The following is a 15,754-nucleotide window of genomic DNA, read 5'->3' on the forward strand; positions in this document are numbered from 1 at the left end:
GGCCGCCCTGCCCATCGCGGCCCGTGCCTCGTCGGCCCGGTCCCGGATGCCCAGGAGCGTGGACGCGTAGCCGAGCTGGCCGCGTTCGCAGGCGGCGGCACCGCGCGCCTCGTCACCGCGGGCGAGCGCCTCGGCGGTCCGCAGGGCGTCCTCCGCGTCCGTCCAGCCCTGCTCCGTGTAGAGACACCGCTCGATCAGCAGCGCGGCCCGGTGCAGGGCCGCTTCGGCGTCGTGCTTCGCGTGCGGTTCCAGCAGGGCGGCCGCGTCCGCCCAGCAGCCGCGCGAGCGCAGCCGCCATACCGCGGTCTGGAGTGGAGGATCGTCATCAGGTGTCGTTCCGTAACCAGACATGGCGGTATAGGCCACATTGCCCTCCCCGAGCGCACCATTGAGCTGTTGAGTCTGGGCGCATCTCAGCACGGATTGGCACGCCGGGCCAAGGGGTCGGGTGAATCAATTCACAATCTTGCCGGCCCGCGCGGACCCCCGCCGGGGCCCGGCGCGTCAGCTCATCCGCAGGGCCAGGAAGAAATCGAGCTTGTCCTCCAGGCGCGAGAGATCACGTCCCGTCAACTGCTCGATCCGGCCGACGCGGTAGCGCAGCGTGTTGACGTGCAGGTGGAGCCGGGTCGCGCAGCGGGTCCAGGAACCGTCGCAGTCGAGGAACGCCTCCAGCGTCGGGATCAGCTCCGCCCGGTGCCGCCTGTCGTAGTCCCGCAGCGGGTCGAGCAGCCTGGCCGTGAACGCCCGGCGCACGTCGTCGGGGACGAACGGCAGCAGCAGCACATGGGAGGCCAGCTCGTGGTGGCCGGCCGCGCAGACCCGGCCAGGGCGGGCCGCTGCCACCCGCCGGGCGTGCCTGGCCTCCTCCAGGGCGCCGCGCAGCCCCTCGGCGGAGTGCACCGAAGCGGAGACCCCGAGCGTCAGCCGCCCGTCGTCGGCGAGCCCGGCCGTGAGCGGTTCGCGTACGGAGGTGAGCAGCTCGTCGGCGTGCAGCCCGGCGTCCGGGCCCTGCTCCGTACCGTCGTCGCCTGCCCCCTGGGTGAGCGGCGGCAGCGGGACGAGCGCGATGGCCTCGTCACCCGTGTGGGCCACCGCGATCCGGTCGGACGAACCGGGGCCGGCGCCGCCCGGCAGCGCCTGCTCGACGAGGATCTCCTCCAGCAGGGACTGGGCCACAGGACCCGCGTCGATCACCGGGCCCTCCTGCTGCTCCCAGTCCACCCGGGCGACGACCACCTGCCAGCGCGGCGCCGACCCGATCCCCGGCATCAGCACCGGGGCCGCCACCCGCAGCCGGGCCGCGATCTCGGCGGGCGGCGCACCCGTCTGGACCAGTTCGAGCACTTCCTGGGCGAGCCTGCGCCGTACGGTACGGGCCGCGTCGCGCCGGTCGCGCTCGACGGCGATCAGTTGGGTGACGCCCTGGAGCAGATCGAGCCGGGCCGCGGGCCAGTCGCCCGCGTCCGCCTCGACGGCGAGCAGCCAGTCGGAGAGCACGGTCTCGCGCACATCGCGCAGCCCGGAGGCCACACCGCGCCCGCCACCCCGCACCGGGAACAGCGAGTACGAGGTGGAGCCCACCGTGATCCGGTGCGGGCCGCGGCGTCCGGTCCTGGTCGCGGCGAGGTGCCCGGCCGCGAGCACGGCGCCGGCGCCTTCCGGCAGCGGGGCGCCCGCCCCGGCGATCTGGCGGCCGGTGGGCGAGAGCACCCACGCGTGCAGATCGAGATCGGTGGTCAGCAGATCGAGCACCACGTCCGGGCCGCCGCCCGCGGGGCCCGACGTCATCAGCCTGCGGTGCCGGTCCACGACCGCGGCCAGATCCCCGGCCCGCTCGCCGGAGACCTGGCGCACCACGTACTCGGTGACGACCGCGAAGGCGACCGACTCCTCCACCGCGAAGATCGGCAGCCGGTGACGCTCACAGGCTGCCACCAGGTCGTCCGGGATGGCCCCCAGCTCCGCCTCGCCCGCCGCCAGGCCCACGACCCCGGCGCTCGCCAGGATTCGTACGAACGGCTCGGAGTCCTCGGCGGTGCGCCGCCAGGCGAGCCCCGTGAGGACCAGTTCACCACCGGTGAGGTACCGGCTCGGATCGCGCAGATCCGTCGTCATCACACCGCGGACCGTGCGGTCCAGTTCGTCCTCACCGCCGAGCAGCCGCAGGCCCAGTGCGTCCGTGTCCAGCAGTGCGCGCAGCCGCATCTCGTCGCCGCCGATCCATGTCGTCCGCCGTTCCGGTGCAGCCGGTCGGCGGAACTTGTCGTTTCCCGAGGAGAGCCGAGAGGTACCTGAACTCCGTCTTTCGTTCGAACATACAAGACGACCAAGGTCACCAGCCAACTCCTTCATGGTTTCGGTGACTGCACCCCGCGCGGCCCGGCTTGTGTACTTGTGCCGTCAAGCGTTAACAGCAGATGAACGTCCAGTCGAGGGCCGGCCGTCCCGGGCCCCAGCGAACAACCCGAATGAGAAGAAGAGAGCCGCTTCATGGACTTCCTTCGCCCCGCCAGCTGGGAGGAGGCGCTCGCCGCCAAGGCCGAGCACCCCACGGCTGTGCCGATCGCCGGTGGTACCGACATCATGGTGGAGATCAACTTCGACCACCGCCGGCCCCAGTACCTCCTGGATCTGAACCGCATCGGCCTCCTCAGCGAGTGGCACGTCGGCGAGGAGACCGTCCAGCTGGGCGCGTCCGTTCCGTACGCCAGGATCATGGAGAACCTGCGCACGGAACTGCCCGGTCTCGCGCTCGCTTCGCACACCGTCGCCTCCCCGCAGATCCGCAACCGCGGCGGTGTCGGCGGCAACCTCGGCACCGCGTCGCCCGCCGGTGACGCCCACCCGGCGCTGCTCGCCGCGGGCTGCCAGGTCGAGGCCGAGTCCGTGCGCGGCTCCCGCCTGATCCCCATCGACGACTTCTACACCGGAGTGAAGCGCAACGCGCTCGAACCCGACGAGCTCATCAAGTCGATCCACTTCAAGAAGGCCGACGGCCCGCAGCAGTACTCCAAGGTCGGCACCCGCAACGCCATGGTCATCGCGGTGTGCGCCTTCGGGATCGCGCTGCACCCCGAGACCCGGACCGTGCGCACCGGCATCGGCTCGGCTGCTCCCACCCCGATCCGGGCGAAGGCGGCCGAGGACTTCCTGAACGCGGCGCTCGAAGAGGGCGGCTTCTGGGACAACGGAAAGATCATCACCCCATCGATCGCCAAGCAGTTCGCCGAGCTGGTCTCCGGTGCCGCGAACCCGATCGACGATGTCCGCGGCACGGCCAGCTACCGCCGCCACGCCGTCGGCATCATGGCCCGCCGCACGCTCGGCTGGACCTGGGAGTCGTACCGCGGCAACGGCCGCAGCACAGAGGGAGTCGCATAATGCGCGTGAACTTCACGGTCAACGGCCGTCCGCAGGAGGCCGACGACGTCTGGGAGGGCGAGAGCCTGCTCTACGTGCTCCGTGAGCGCATGGGCCTGCCCGGTTCCAAGAACGCCTGCGAGCAGGGCGAGTGCGGCTCCTGCACGGTGCGCCTCGACGGTGTCCCGGTCTGCTCCTGCCTGGTCGCCGCCGGCCAGGCCGAGGGCCGCGAGGTCGTCACGGTCGAGGGCCTGGCGGACTACGCCAAGCACCGCGAAGGCGCCCACCCCGGCACCGGCTGCGCCTCGTCCGACTGCGGCACCAGCCTGGACGCCGCCAAGCGCTGGCAGTCCAAGCCGGCCGACGGCGCCACCGGCGAGGCCCGCGAACTCTCCCCGATCCAGCAGGCGTTCATCGACGCGGGCGCCGTGCAGTGCGGCTTCTGCACCCCGGGTCTGCTGGTCGCCGCCGACGAACTGCTGGAGCAGAACGACTCGCCGTCCGACGCGGACATCCGCGAGGCGCTCTCCGGCAACCTCTGCCGCTGCACCGGTTACGAGAAGATCCTCGACGCGGTCCGCCTCGCGGCCGCTCGCCAGGAAGAGACGGTCTGATCATGGGCGTCACTGGTTCACCCACCAACATCCAGCAGGGCTCGAAGACCAAGGGCGGTATCGGCGAGTCCACGCTCCGCCCCGACGGCACCCTCAAGGTCACCGGCGAGTTCGCCTACTCGTCCGACATGTGGCACGAGGACATGCTCTGGGGCTTCACGCTCCGCTCCACCACCGCGCACGCCGAGATCAAGTCGATCGACGTCTCCGAGGCGCTCGCGACCTCCGGCGTCTACTCGGTGCTCACCTACGACGACCTGCCCACCGAGGTGAAGAACTACGGCCTGGAGATCCAGGACACACCGGTTCTCGCCCACGGGAAGGTCCGCCACCACGGCGAGCCGGTGGCGCTCGTCGCCGCCGACCACCCGGAGACCGCACGCCGCGCCGCGGCCAAGATCAAGATCGAGTACGCGGAGCTGCCCGTCATCACCGACGAGGCGTCGGCGACCGGCCCGGACGCGCTGCTCGTCCACGAGGCCCGCGACGACCACCACATCGGCCACGTCCCGCACCCGAACATCGTGCACCGCCAGCCGATCATCCGCGGCGACGCCGACGAGGCAGCGAAGCGCGCCGACGTCATCGTCACCGGCGACTACTACTTCGGCATGCAGGACCAGGCGTTCCTCGGCCCCGAGTCCGGCCTCGCGGTGCCTTCCGAGGACGGCGGTGTCGACCTGTACGTCGCCACCCAGTGGCTGCACTCGGACCTCCGGCAGATCGCGCCCGTACTCGGCCTGCCCGAGGACAAGGTCCGGATGACGCTGTCCGGCGTCGGCGGCGCGTTCGGCGGCCGCGAGGACCTGTCGATGCAGATCCACTCCTGCCTGCTGGCGCTCCGCACCGGCAAGCCGGTCAAGATCGTCTACAACCGGTTCGAGTCCTTCTTCGGCCACGTCCACCGCCACCCGGCGAGGCTCCACTACGAGCACGGGGCCACCAAGGACGGCAAGCTCACCCACATGAAGTGCCGGATCGTGCTGGACGGCGGCGCCTACGCGTCCGCGTCCCCGGCCGTCGTCGGCAACGCCTCCTCGCTCGCCGTCGGCCCGTACGTCATCGACGACGTCGACATCGAGGCCCTGGCGCTCTACACCAACAACCCGCCCTGCGGCGCCATGCGCGGCTTCGGCGCGGTCCAGGCGTGCTTCGCGTACGAGGCGCAGATGGACAAGCTCGCGGCGAAGCTGGACATGGACCCGGTGGAGTTCCGGCAGCTCAACGCCATGGAGCAGGGCACGCTGCTGCCCACGGGCCAGGTCTGTGACTCACCGGCGCCCGTCGCCGAGCTGCTGCGGCTGGTCAAGTCGCGTCCGCTGCCGCCCGAGCAGCAGTGGCTCTCGGCCGGCGAGGACGCGGACGTCCGCGCCCTGCCCGGCGGGCTCTCCAACACCACGCACGGCGAGGGCGTCGTACGCGGAGTCGGGTACGCGGTCGGCCTCAAGAACGTCGGCTTCTCCGAGGGCTTCGACGACTACTCCACCGCCCGGGTGCGGATGGAGATCATCAACGGCGAGCCCGTCGCGACCGTGCACACCGCGATGGCCGAGGTCGGCCAGGGCGGCGTCACCGTCCACGCGCAGATCGTCCGCACCGAACTCGGCGTCAACCAGGTGACGATCCACCCGGCCGACACCCAGGTCGGCTCGGCCGGTTCGACGTCCGCCTCCCGGCAGACGTACATGACCGGCGGCGCGGTGAAGAACGCGGCCGAGGCGGTACGCGAGAAGGTCCTGGAGATCGGCCGGGCCAAGCTCGGTACGTACCACCCGGCCTGGGCCACGGCCGAACTCCTCCTGGAGGGCGGCAAGGTCGTCACCGACGGCGGCGAGGTCCTGGCCGACCTGGTCGACGTACTGGAGGACGAGGCGGTGGACCTGGAGCTGGAATGGCGCCACCGTCCCACGGTCGCCTTCGACCTGGTGACCGGGCAGGGCGACGGCCACGTCCAGTACTCGTTCGCCGCGCACCGCGCGGTCGTCGAGGTCGACACCGAGCTCGGCCTGGTCAAGGTCATCGAACTCGCCGTGGCGCAGGACGTCGGCAAGGCGCTCAACCCGCTCTCCGTCGTCGGCCAGATCCAGGGCGGTACGACCCAGGGCCTGGGCGTCGCTGTGATGGAGGAGATCATCGTCGACCCGAAGACCGCGAAGGTACGCAACCCGTCCTTCACGGACTACCTGATCCCGACGATCCTCGACACCCCGACGATCCCCGTCGACGTACTCGAACTGGCCGATGAACACGCGCCGTACGGTCTGCGCGGTATCGGCGAGGCCCCGACCCTGTCCTCGACTCCGGCCGTACTCGCGGCGATCCGCAACGCGACCGGGCTCGAACTGAACCGGACACCGATCAGGCCGGAGCACCTCACGGCCACCTGACCGTCCCCAGCTCTCCGGGCGGCGCTGTGCCTCCTAGGAACGTCACACTTCCCAGCGCGCGCCGCCCGGAGCCCCCAGTACCGCCCCGCTCGCGGTCCTTGCCCCCACAGTCCCCACACAGTGCAGTACTCAGTTCGTCTCGGGCCGTCCCCCGGGTCGTGCAGCCCACGCAACATCCCAAATCCCGCGTCTCCAATCTCCAGGCGGGTGCCCCTTTGAACCTTGGGAGTAGGCACCATGACCCAGCAGTCCCTTGAGCCGGAGACCGTCCCGGAAGACGCCGGCGCAGGCACGCGCCAGCCGTCCGGACGGTCCTGGCTGGACCGGTACTTTCACATAACGAAGAGAGGCTCCACAGTCGCGACGGAGGTGCGCGGCGGCATCACCACCTTCATGGCGATGGCCTACATCATCCTCCTCAACCCGGTGATCCTCTCCGGGGCCGATGTCACGGGCCACCATCTCAACGGCGGCCAGATCACCACCGCCACCGCGCTGGCGGCGGCCGTCACCACCCTGGTGATGGGCTTCATCGGCAATGTGCCGCTGGCCCTCGCGGCGGGGCTCGGTGTCTCCGCCGTGATGGCGTACCAGGTCGCTCCGGAGATGACCTGGGGCAACGCGATGGCGATGTGTCTCATCTACGGCGCCATCATCGTGCTGCTGGTCGTCACCGGCCTGCGCGAACTCATCATGAACGCCATCCCGCTGGCGCTGAAGCACGCCATCACCATGGGGATCGGCCTCTTCGTCTGCCTCATCGGCCTGATCCAGGCCGGTTTCGTCACCGGGATGAAGGGCCCCGGCGGCGTCACCGGAGCGAAGCCGTTGCAGTTGGGCACCAGTGACATGCTCACCGGCTGGCCGGTGGTCTGCTTCGCCGTCACGCTCCTGCTGATCTTCGCACTCCAGGTCCGCAAGGTCCCGGGCGCGATCCTGATCGGTATCGTCGGCGGCACCGTCTTCGCCGCGATCGTCAACCAGGTCGCCGGTCTCAGCCAGAAGGACTGGGGACTCAACGCTCCCGCGCTCCACGGCTCGCCCATCAGCCCACCGGACTTCGGCCTCTTCGGCAGCGTCTCGTTCAGCGGTATCGGCCATGTCGGCGGCATCACCGTCGGCGTCATCGTCTTCACCCTCGTACTCGCCGGATTCTTCGACGCGATCGGCACGATCATCGGTGTCGGCCAGCAGGCCAACCTCGTCGACAAGGACGGGAAGATGCCGGGCCTCAACAAGGCCCTGACCATCGACGGCGCCGGCGGTATCGTCGGCGGGCTCGCCGGCGCTTCGGGCCAGACGGTCTTCGTCGAGTCCACCGCGGGCGTCGGCGACGGCGCGCGCACCGGCCTCGCCAGCGTCGTCACCGGCCTGGGCTTCGCGCTCTGCCTGGTCTTCACCCCGCTCGCCCAGCTCATCCCCACCCAGGTCGCATCCGCCGCGCTGGTGGTCATCGGCTCGATGATGCTGACCAACGCCAAGCACATCGACTGGAACGACCAGGCCACCTCCATCCCGGTGTTCCTGACCACCGTTCTGATGCCGTTCGCCTACTCCATCACCGTGGGCATCGCGGCCGGCGTCATCTCCCACGTCCTCATCAAGGCCGTCCAGGGCAAGTTCCGGGAGATCGGCTGGCTGATGTGGGTACTCACCGCAGTGTTCCTCGCCTACTTCGCCCTCCATCCCATTGAGAGCTGGCTGGGCGTCAGCTGACGCCCGCCCCCTTTCACACATCCGTGAGGAGACCGACATGCTGGACATCGCCGAAGAACTGAACCGGTGGGTCGAGCAGGGACGCGAATTCGCCGTCGCCACCGTGGTGGCGGTCGGCGGAAGCGCGCCGCGCCGCCCGGGAGCCGCACTGGCGGTGGACACCGACGGCACGGCGATCGGGTCGGTCTCCGGCGGCTGTGTGGAAGGGGCGGTCTACGAACTGTGCCAAGAGTCCCTGGAAACGGGCCGCCCTGTTGTCGAACGCTTCGGCTACAGCGACGAGGATGCCTTCGCCGTGGGTCTGACCTGCGGCGGAGTCATCGACATACTGATCACCCCGCTCCGCGCCGACGCACCCTCGCGGCAGACGTACGTGGCCGCGCTTGCCGCTGCCGCCGAGGGCACGTCGGCAGCCGTCGCCCGCGTCACCGAAGGCCCCGACGACCTGCTCGGTCGCGCGGTACTGGTCCACACCGACGGTTCGTACGAAGGGACGCTCGGCGGCCACCGCGAGCTGGACCGCACCGCCGTCGCCGAAGCGCTCGCCCTGCTGGACGCGGGCCGCACCGAGACCGTCACGATCGGCGAGGACGGCTCCCGCTGCGGCCGCCCGCTGACTCTGCTGGTCGAAGCCAGTGTGCCGCCGCCCCGGATGATCGTCTTCGGCGCGATCGATTTCGCTTCGGCCCTGGTCAGCGTCGGAAAGCTGCTCGGCTACCGGGTCACCGTCTGCGACGCGCGCCCGGTCTTCGCGACCGCCACCCGCTTCCCGGACGCCGACGAGATCGTCGTCGACTGGCCGCACCGCTATCTGGAGTCCACCGAGGTCGACAGCAGGACGGCGCTCTGTGTCCTCACACACGACGCCAAGTTCGACGTACCGCTGCTGAAACTGGCCCTCACACTGCCGGTCGCCTATGTGGGCGCGATGGGTTCACGCCGAACCCACATCGACCGGAACGCCCGGCTCCGCGACGTCGGCGTCACCGAGATCGAACTGGCCCGTCTGCGCTCGCCCATCGGCCTCGACCTCGGCGCCAGGACTCCCGAGGAGACCGCCCTCTCGATCGGCGCGGAGATCATCGCCCACCGGCGCGGCGGCACCGGCGTCCCGCTCACCGGCGCGCACACCCCCATCCACCACGACGGCTCGACGGCGCCCGCCGGCCGGATAGGGTCCGTCGCCTGATGCCTCCGGGCCGTGCGTGCTCGGGGGAGACGCACGGCCCGGCTTCACCCGATCGGGGCAATTAGGTGTCCTGAGGGGGTACGGGATGGAACGTGCCGGCATCGAATCACGTCTTCGGGGCCGACCGGCAATATCCCCCGAGAGGCAGTGGTGCACATGGCCGTCGACGCATCGAGCGTCACCGTCCCCAGGCAACCGGGCGACGGAGACCGGACGTCGAGAGGCCCAGGACGTGAAGGACCGCTCCGGGAACTGGCCAGATCCTGGGCGCTCGTCCTCTCCCTGGTGCCGCTCGGCCTGCTCGCCGCCGCGGCCTGGTACGGGCAGTATGTGCGCCCCAGCGCGGACGAGTGGTGCTTCCTGCCGTACGTACGCGACCACGGCATCTCCGGGCTCACCGGCAAGTTCTACTTCCACGACAACGGCCGGATCGCCAACGGCTGGCTCGTCGGCCTCTACGCCGAGCCCGGGGTCCCGGGACACCAGTGGTTCGGACTGGTCAGCGGTGTGCTGATGGTGGGGCTGCTCTGGGCGGTGGCCGCCCTGGCGGTCCGGGCCGGCCGGCTCACCGTGCCGCGCGGCGTACCGCTCCTGGTGGCCTCCGTCAGCGCCGTGGTGTTCCTGCTTGCCACCACCAACACGTACAAGACGTTCTTCTGGCCCGCGGCCTCCGTCTCGCACACCGTGGCGCCCGTGCTCGCCTGCGCCGCCGTCATCCCGGCGCTGCTCGCCCGCGGCCCCCGGGCCCGGATCGCAGCTCTCGTCGTCGCCGTGTTCGCGGGCACCTTCATCGGGACCCTGTCCGAGGAGACCTCGGTCGTGCTCCTCGTGGTCCTCTCGGCCGTCGTGCTCTTCGCCGGTCAGGTCCTCACCGACGGCGCACGGAGCTACGCCCGCCGCTGGTCGCTCGCCACGATGGCCGGAGTCGTCATCGGTGTGGTGCTCCTGGTGACTTCACCGGGCTCGCGTGAGCGCCGTCAGAAGTTCGGCGCCGGGACCTCGATGGTGGCCCCCGACTCGCTGAAGGCCTCCCTGCACCTGTACGCCCACATCATCTGGACGGTCCTGTCGACCTGGCAGTACCTGGGCGCGGTCGCGGCCGGGCTGGTGCTCGGTCTGGTGGCGCGCCGGGAGAGGTCAGCGGCCCTGCTGCCGTGCCGCCCGTTCCTGCTGACCGGCGTCGGCGCGCTGGCCGTCCTGGTCTCCGGATTCCTGTGCACCGTCATCACGTATCCGGTGTTCGGGAAGCACGTCCTGACCACTCAGCGGACCTGGAACGACTATCTGCTGCTGTACGTCCTGCTGCTCGTCGGAGTCGGCGCGCTGCTGGGCCGCGCGATCCGGCAGCGCCCGCGTGGGGCGCTGGCCGTGACAGCCGCTGCGGCGGTCGTCTGCGCCGGGGTCTGCGTCTCGCTCGCCCTGCCGCTGCACACCCTCGGCCACCAGATGCACGTCAGGGCCGAGAGGTGGGACCGCCAGGACCACTGGATGCGGCAGCAGTCGGCGGCCGGGGCGAAGGTGCTGCCGTACAAGCCGCTCCACGTGGGCAGGATGCTGGAGCCGTTCGGGATGAAACCGCACGGCTGGCCCGCCAGTTGTGTCGCCGATTACTACCACGTGGACCGCGTCACCCACGCGAAGCGGCTGCCCTGACCCGGTCGTCGCCCGGCGCGGCCGCCGCGGTGCCCGAGTCGATGGCCCAGCGGGCCAGCAGGAACGAGACGGGAGTGACGAGGACACCGGCCGCGACAGCGGCGATGTCCTCGTTCATCCCGAGCATGCTCACCGCCAGATAGAGCAGGATTCCGCTGCCGACGACATTGACCAGGCCGGACAGCGGATAGCGCGCGAACGCGCGCCAGGTGGGGCGGGTGCGGCAGGTGATGTACGAGTTGAGCAGGAACGACACGGTGATGCCCACGGCCCAGCCCAGCACATGGGCCGCCAGATACGGCATCCAGTGGTTCAGCGTCGCGAACACCGCGTAGTAGACCGCGGTGTTGGCGACCCCGATCGCCGCGAAGGTGACGAACTGCCCGAAGGTACGGGCCTTCGCGGGTGGCTTCGGGGAGCCGTCCGGCTGCTCAGGCGGCGGGGGAGGGGTGGGCGCGGACGAGGGGCGCATCGCGTCGGGGCTCATGAGGTCGGCCGCGCCTGGCCCGCGGCCTCCAGCGGCGCGCGCGGCGAGAAGTCCCTGGGCCGGTTGTCGGTCTCGCTGACCACGTAGTGCGGCCTGCGCTTCGACTCGTGGTAGATCCGCCCGACGTACTCGCCGATGATGCCGAGGGTGGCGAGCTGGATCCCGCTGAGGGCGACGATCGCGGTGAGCAGCGTCGCGTATCCGGGGGTGTCGACCCCGTCGAGCACGACGTTCCCGATGATGTACGCCGCGTAGACGAGAGCGGAGAGGAAGAGGCACAGACCCGTGTGGATGGCGAGCCGCAGGGGCTTGCTGTTGAAGGAGAGAAGTCCGTCGATGCCGTAGTTGAGCAGATGGCGGCCGCCCCACTTCGACTCCCCGGCCGCGCGCTCGACGTTCTGGTAGGTGAAGCTGACGGTGTCGAAACCGATCCAGGAGAAGATCCCCTTGGAGAAGCGGTTGCTCTCGGGGAGGGACAGCACACTGTCCACGGCTCGGCGCGAAAGCAGCCGGAAATCACCTGCGCCGTCGATGACTTCGACATCCATGCAGCGCCGGACGAGCCGGTAGTACGTCCGGCTGAGCGCGGTCCGCAGCGCGCCTTCGCCCGTACGGTCGCGCTGGGCGACGACCTGGTCGTATCCGTGCCGGTGCAGATCGAGCATGCGCGGCAGGAGCGTGGGCGGATGCTGGAGGTCGGCGTCCATCAGGACGGCCGCGTCACCCGCGGTCATCCGCAGTCCGGCGAGCATCGCCGACTCCTTGCCGAAGTTACGGCTGAAGGAGGTGTAGCGCACCCGTGTGTCGTCGGCCGCCAGCCGGCGCAGTTCGTTCAGGGTCCGGTCACCGCTGCCGTCGTCGACGTAGCAGATCTCGAATGTCTCCCCGGTCGGTTCGAGGGCGGCGACCAGTGCGGTGTGGAAGTCACCGATCACCTCCGCTTCGTTGTAGCACGGTACGACAACCGAAAGATGGACCATCGTCATTCACTCCGTGTCTCGTGCGAACGGCGATTTCCCTCCGGAAATCGCTACCCATCAAGAACGGTGGTGAGGGCGGTGGGGTTGCCTGTCGTGACCAAACCGATTCAGACTTTGCGTCACCGGGCCAACACGATCGAAAAGCGACCGAACGGTGGCGAGTCGGACCCGGTACGGGGGCGCGGTGCGGTGTAAAGCGGTGTACGGCTCAGCCCTGCGGGACTCTCTCCGGCGTGCGCCGGTGGGGCAGCGCGCCCTGCCAGTACTGCGCGGGGTCCGCCTGCTGGAGGGCTTCCTCGGCGAGTTTCCGTGCCTCGGCGAGAACATCGCCCTGCTCCTGGACCAGCTGGTCGTATATCGGCGAACCTGGGGTGGAGAGGTAGCTCACTGTCGTACGTTCCTTGGGTCTCGGGTTCCTGTCCTGCCGCTGGTGCCCGGAAACGGCCGGACCATGCACGATCGGCCCTACGCCGCTCCGGCCATCTCGCCGACCGGACGGCCGGGCACCACCGGACCCGGCCGGCCCGGCCCAGTCATCCTGTCCCAGCCACCGGACCCAGTCACCCCGGCCCAGCTCCCTGCCCCAGTCACCGGACTTAGTCACCGGCCCCAGTCAGGAGTCCCGAGTTGAACACCTCACCTGTCTCCCCGCACCGGATGGACCCGGCCGGCGGCTGCCCGCACGCCGCCAACGCGCGGCTGCTGGCCGGTGGCGCTGTGGTCCCGGTCGTCCTTCCCGGCGAGGTCGCCGGCGCCGCGGTCCTCGGGCACGCGACGCTCAAGGAGTTCCTCGCGCACCCCGATGTCGCCAAGGGGCCGCAGCACTTCACGGCGCTCCGCGAGGGGCGTATCGGGGAGGGCTGGCCGCTGCGGACGTTCGCCACCGTACGGTCCATGACCACGGCCGACGGCGCCGACCACCGCAGACTGCGGCGCCTGGTGAGCCGGGCGTTCACCGGCCGCCGGGTGGAGTCGCTGCGGCCACGGATCGAGACGCTGGCGGCCGGACTGCTCGACGGGGCGGCGGAAGCGGCCGGCGCGGCGGAAGCGGCGGGCGGGGACGGCACGGTCGATCTGCGCACCCGTTACGCGCTGCCGCTCCCGATGGGCGTCATCTGCGAGCTTCTCGGTGTCGGCCCGGAACACCGGGAACGGCTGCACCACCTCTCCGAGCAGGTGGTCTCCACCGGGATCGGACCGGAGGACGTGGTGGCCGCCAATCAGGAGATGGCCGCGGTGCTGGCCGCGGTCGTGGCGGCGCGGCGCGAAGAGCCCGGTGACGATCTCACCAGCGCGCTGATCGCGGCCCGTGAGGAGGACGGCGACCGGCTGAGCGAGCCGGAGCTGACCGGCACCCTGCTCCTGATGATCGTCGCCGGACATGAGACGACGCTGAACCTCATCGTCAACACCGTACGGGCGCTCTGCGCCCACCGGGAGCAGCTCGACCTGGTGCTGGCGGGCCGGGCCACCTGGCTGGACGCCGTGGAGGAGACGCTGCGCTGGGACAGCCCGGTCAGCTTCTTCCCGTTCCGCTACCCGACCCGCGAACTGACCGTCGGCGGCACGGTGATCCGGCCCGGCACCCCGGTACTGGCCGGATACACGGCGGCCGGCCGCGACCCGGCCGCCCACGGACCCGACGCCGACCGGTTCGACCTCGCCCGCGACGCCCGCCATCTCTCCTTCGGGCACGGCCCGCACGTCTGCCTGGGCGCTCCGCTGGCCCGGCTGGAGGCCACCATCGCCCTGGAACGGCTCTTCACCCGCTTCCCCCACCTCGAACAGGCCGTCCCCGACGGGGAATTGCCCCGGCTCTCGGGCTTCGTGGGGAACGGGGTGCTCGAACTCCCCGTACGCCTCGGCCCCGACCGGAGTGCGCCGGCGCCCCGCTGAACCGTGAACCGCCCCGGCGGCGGGGCACCGGGGCGTGCGGGCTCACTCCACGATGCTGCCCAGCCGCCCTTCGAGCAGCACCAGCAGTTCGCTCAGCGCATCGGACAGTTCGGCCCGGCCCCGGGCGTCGATCCCGTCGAGCAGCGCCGCCTCGTACCGCAGCTGGACGGGGAGCAGCCGGTCGAGGAGCGTGCGCCCCTCATCGGTGAGGGAGAGGTGCGAGACACGGCGGTCGCGGTCGTCGGGGCGCCGGGCGACGAGCCCGCGCTCCTCCAACTGCCGTACACGCTTGGTCACCGCGGCCCCCGACGCGAAGGTCTCGCGGGCGATCCGGCCCGGCGTCAGCTCACGGTCCACCCTGCGCAGGGTGCCGAGTACGTCGAATTCCGGCCGGGAGAGCCCTTCCCGCCGGAGCGGTGCGTCGGCGGCCTGCTGCAGCAGTGCGGAGCAGCGGTTGAGCCGTCCGATCACCGCCATCGGGTCGGTGTCGAGCCCGGGCAGCACCTGCTCCCATTGCCGGATCACCCCCGCGACGATGTCCTCGGCCATGTACAACCTCCTCGCTCTCGGTCGGGGTCGATTCTGCCCCCTGTGCGAGCCGTCTCCCTAAGCGGCCGGTGCGGACGGCGCGGTGTGGCGTACCAGCAGGGAGAGGGTGCGGTGGCCGTCGTGTTCCGCGGTGGCCACCGGTCCGGCGGGGAGGGCGCGTTGCCACCACTCACCGGAGGCGACGTCGGCGGCCTCGTGCAGCTCCACCAGTGCGAGTGCCAGACGGTCCCGGGCCCACCCGGTCGTGTGGTCGGGGACGGCCCGCAGTTCGACGAGGCGCCGTGCGGCGGCCTCGGTCGCCGTGACGTGGGCCAGGGCCGCTTCGATACGGTCGGTGGCCCGGCGGTTGGTGACCAGCAGGCAGCAGAGCAGCCCCAGGGCCGCGCCCATCAGGGTGTCGAGCGCGCGGTCCGCGATCAGGGTGCGGGCGGGCAGGGTGGCGCCGAACTGGGTCAGCAGCAGCGCCATCGGCGTGACGCACACCGACCCCAGCCAGTAGTTGCGGGTGATGAGGGCCTCCGCGCCGATCTGGAAGGCCAGCGCCAGCAGCACCATGGTGAGCGGGCCGGTGTGGATCAGCGGCAGGAGCGCGAAGAACAGGGCCAGGCCGAGTACGTTGCCGACGAGGCGCTGCACGGCCCGCTGCCAGGAGAGCGTGGTGTTGGCCTGGAAGAGCGAGGCCGCCGTGACCACGGCCCAGTACGGATGCCCCACCCCTGCGGCGAGCGAGGCCCAGCCGGCGAGGGCACATCCGACGGCCACCCGCGCCCCGATGGGCAGCAGCGGCGACCCGGGACGCAGCCGTGCCAGCACCGGGCGCACCCCGTGGGCGCGTTCGGGCAGCGGGAGTCCAGGCCGGAGGGCGAGAACCCGGTCATCGGCGGGGGTGAGCACGGCCGGGGGCAACGGCCGGCCGCGCC

General features: G+C 70.9%; 13 protein-coding genes and 1 pseudogene. 7 read left to right on the top strand and 7 right to left on the bottom strand.

Features of this window, described 5'->3' with window-relative positions; genetic code table 11:
- Positions 1-351: pseudogene (locus tag G3I19_RS25515) on the bottom strand (hypothetical protein); the annotation flags it as partial.
- 153 nt (positions 352-504) lie between these two features.
- Positions 505-2,208, bottom strand: a complete 1,704-nt coding sequence (locus tag G3I19_RS25520) for a PucR family transcriptional regulator ligand-binding domain-containing protein (protein ID WP_164266051.1) — start codon at positions 2,206-2,208, stop codon at positions 505-507.
- Positions 2,209-2,493: 285 nt separating this feature from the next.
- On the opposite strand from G3I19_RS25520, the gene G3I19_RS25525 reads away from it, so the two are divergent.
- The 6 genes from G3I19_RS25525 to G3I19_RS25550 all read left to right on the top strand — a co-directional run bounded on the left by G3I19_RS25525 (position 2,494) and on the right by G3I19_RS25550 (position 10,922).
- Positions 2,494-3,384 (top strand): FAD binding domain-containing protein, encoded by an 891-nt coding sequence (locus tag G3I19_RS25525; protein ID WP_164266052.1) that lies wholly within the window; start codon positions 2,494-2,496, stop codon positions 3,382-3,384.
- A complete protein-coding gene (locus G3I19_RS25530; RefSeq protein WP_164266053.1) occupies positions 3,384-3,977 on the top strand; it encodes a (2Fe-2S)-binding protein in 594 nt (197 codons plus the stop codon). The genes G3I19_RS25525 and G3I19_RS25530 overlap by 1 nt, the downstream gene beginning before the upstream one ends.
- A 2-nt stretch (positions 3,978-3,979) precedes the next feature.
- Complete coding sequence (locus tag G3I19_RS25535) at positions 3,980-6,364, top strand: molybdopterin cofactor-binding domain-containing protein (RefSeq protein ID WP_164266054.1); 2,385 nt, start codon at positions 3,980-3,982, stop codon at positions 6,362-6,364.
- A 237-nt stretch (positions 6,365-6,601) separates the two neighbouring features.
- Complete coding sequence (locus G3I19_RS25540) at positions 6,602-8,080, top strand: NCS2 family permease (RefSeq protein ID WP_164266055.1); 1,479 nt, start codon at positions 6,602-6,604, stop codon at positions 8,078-8,080.
- Between the two features lie 37 nt (positions 8,081-8,117).
- Positions 8,118-9,269: an XdhC/CoxI family protein gene (locus tag G3I19_RS25545; RefSeq protein WP_164266056.1), complete on the top strand. Its 1,152-nt coding sequence runs from the start codon at positions 8,118-8,120 to the stop codon at positions 9,267-9,269.
- Between the two features lie 156 nt (positions 9,270-9,425).
- A complete protein-coding gene (locus G3I19_RS25550; protein WP_164266057.1) occupies positions 9,426-10,922 on the top strand; it encodes a DUF6056 family protein in 1,497 nt (498 codons plus the stop codon).
- Here G3I19_RS25550 and G3I19_RS25555 read toward each other — a convergent pair.
- The 3 genes from G3I19_RS25555 to G3I19_RS25565 form a co-directional block, all read right to left on the bottom strand.
- Complete coding sequence (locus G3I19_RS25555; RefSeq protein WP_164266058.1) at positions 10,897-11,409, bottom strand: GtrA family protein; 513 nt, start codon at positions 11,407-11,409, stop codon at positions 10,897-10,899. The genes G3I19_RS25550 and G3I19_RS25555 overlap by 26 nt on opposite strands.
- Positions 11,406-12,389 carry a glycosyltransferase family 2 protein gene (locus G3I19_RS25560; RefSeq protein WP_164266059.1) on the bottom strand — a complete coding sequence of 328 codons (984 nt, stop codon included), beginning with the start codon at positions 12,387-12,389 and terminating at the stop codon, positions 11,406-11,408. The genes G3I19_RS25555 and G3I19_RS25560 overlap by 4 nt, the downstream gene beginning before the upstream one ends.
- 208 nt (positions 12,390-12,597) lie before the next feature.
- Positions 12,598-12,777: a hypothetical protein gene (locus G3I19_RS25565; RefSeq protein WP_164266060.1), complete on the bottom strand. Its 180-nt coding sequence runs from the start codon at positions 12,775-12,777 to the stop codon at positions 12,598-12,600.
- Between the two features lie 269 nt (positions 12,778-13,046).
- Between G3I19_RS25565 and G3I19_RS25570 the strand changes: the two genes are divergently transcribed.
- Positions 13,047-14,285: a cytochrome P450 gene (locus G3I19_RS25570; protein WP_164266062.1), complete on the top strand. Its 1,239-nt coding sequence runs from the start codon at positions 13,047-13,049 to the stop codon at positions 14,283-14,285.
- Between the two features lie 42 nt (positions 14,286-14,327).
- Here G3I19_RS25570 and G3I19_RS25575 read toward each other — a convergent pair whose 3' ends face one another.
- Together G3I19_RS25575 and G3I19_RS25580 are read right to left on the bottom strand one after the other, a co-directional pair.
- The gene (locus tag G3I19_RS25575) at positions 14,328-14,834 is read right to left on the bottom strand and encodes a MarR family transcriptional regulator (RefSeq protein WP_164266061.1); all 507 of its coding nucleotides are present in this window, start codon (positions 14,832-14,834) and stop codon (positions 14,328-14,330) included.
- A gap of 57 nt (positions 14,835-14,891) precedes the next feature.
- The coding region (locus G3I19_RS25580) for an FUSC family protein (RefSeq protein WP_203600174.1) at positions 14,892-15,754 on the bottom strand (863 nt) is incomplete at its 5' end.

The sequence above is a fragment of the Streptomyces sp. SID10853 genome, assembly GCF_010548145.1.
GTDB lineage: Bacteria > Actinomycetota > Actinomycetes > Streptomycetales > Streptomycetaceae > Streptomyces.

What these genes read in the sequence shown, in the direction of transcription:
- G3I19_RS25520 (WP_164266051.1), bottom strand. Translation starts at nt 2,208, where the DNA reads ATGCGGCTGCGCGCACTGCTGGACACGGACGCACTGGGCCTGCGGCTG.
- G3I19_RS25525 (WP_164266052.1), top strand. Translation starts at nt 2,494, where the DNA reads ATGGACTTCCTTCGCCCCGCCAGCTGGGAGGAGGCGCTCGCCGCCAAG.
- G3I19_RS25530 (WP_164266053.1), top strand. Translation starts at nt 3,384, where the DNA reads ATGCGCGTGAACTTCACGGTCAACGGCCGTCCGCAGGAGGCCGACGAC.
- G3I19_RS25535 (WP_164266054.1), top strand. Translation starts at nt 3,980, where the DNA reads ATGGGCGTCACTGGTTCACCCACCAACATCCAGCAGGGCTCGAAGACC.
- G3I19_RS25540 (WP_164266055.1), top strand. Translation starts at nt 6,602, where the DNA reads ATGACCCAGCAGTCCCTTGAGCCGGAGACCGTCCCGGAAGACGCCGGC.
- G3I19_RS25545 (WP_164266056.1), top strand. Translation starts at nt 8,118, where the DNA reads ATGCTGGACATCGCCGAAGAACTGAACCGGTGGGTCGAGCAGGGACGC.
- G3I19_RS25550 (WP_164266057.1), top strand. Translation starts at nt 9,426, where the DNA reads ATGGCCGTCGACGCATCGAGCGTCACCGTCCCCAGGCAACCGGGCGAC.
- G3I19_RS25555 (WP_164266058.1), bottom strand. Translation starts at nt 11,409, where the DNA reads ATGAGCCCCGACGCGATGCGCCCCTCGTCCGCGCCCACCCCTCCCCCG.
- G3I19_RS25560 (WP_164266059.1), bottom strand. Translation starts at nt 12,389, where the DNA reads ATGGTCCATCTTTCGGTTGTCGTACCGTGCTACAACGAAGCGGAGGTG.
- G3I19_RS25570 (WP_164266062.1), top strand. Translation starts at nt 13,047, where the DNA reads ATGGACCCGGCCGGCGGCTGCCCGCACGCCGCCAACGCGCGGCTGCTG.
- G3I19_RS25575 (WP_164266061.1), bottom strand. Translation starts at nt 14,834, where the DNA reads ATGGCCGAGGACATCGTCGCGGGGGTGATCCGGCAATGGGAGCAGGTG.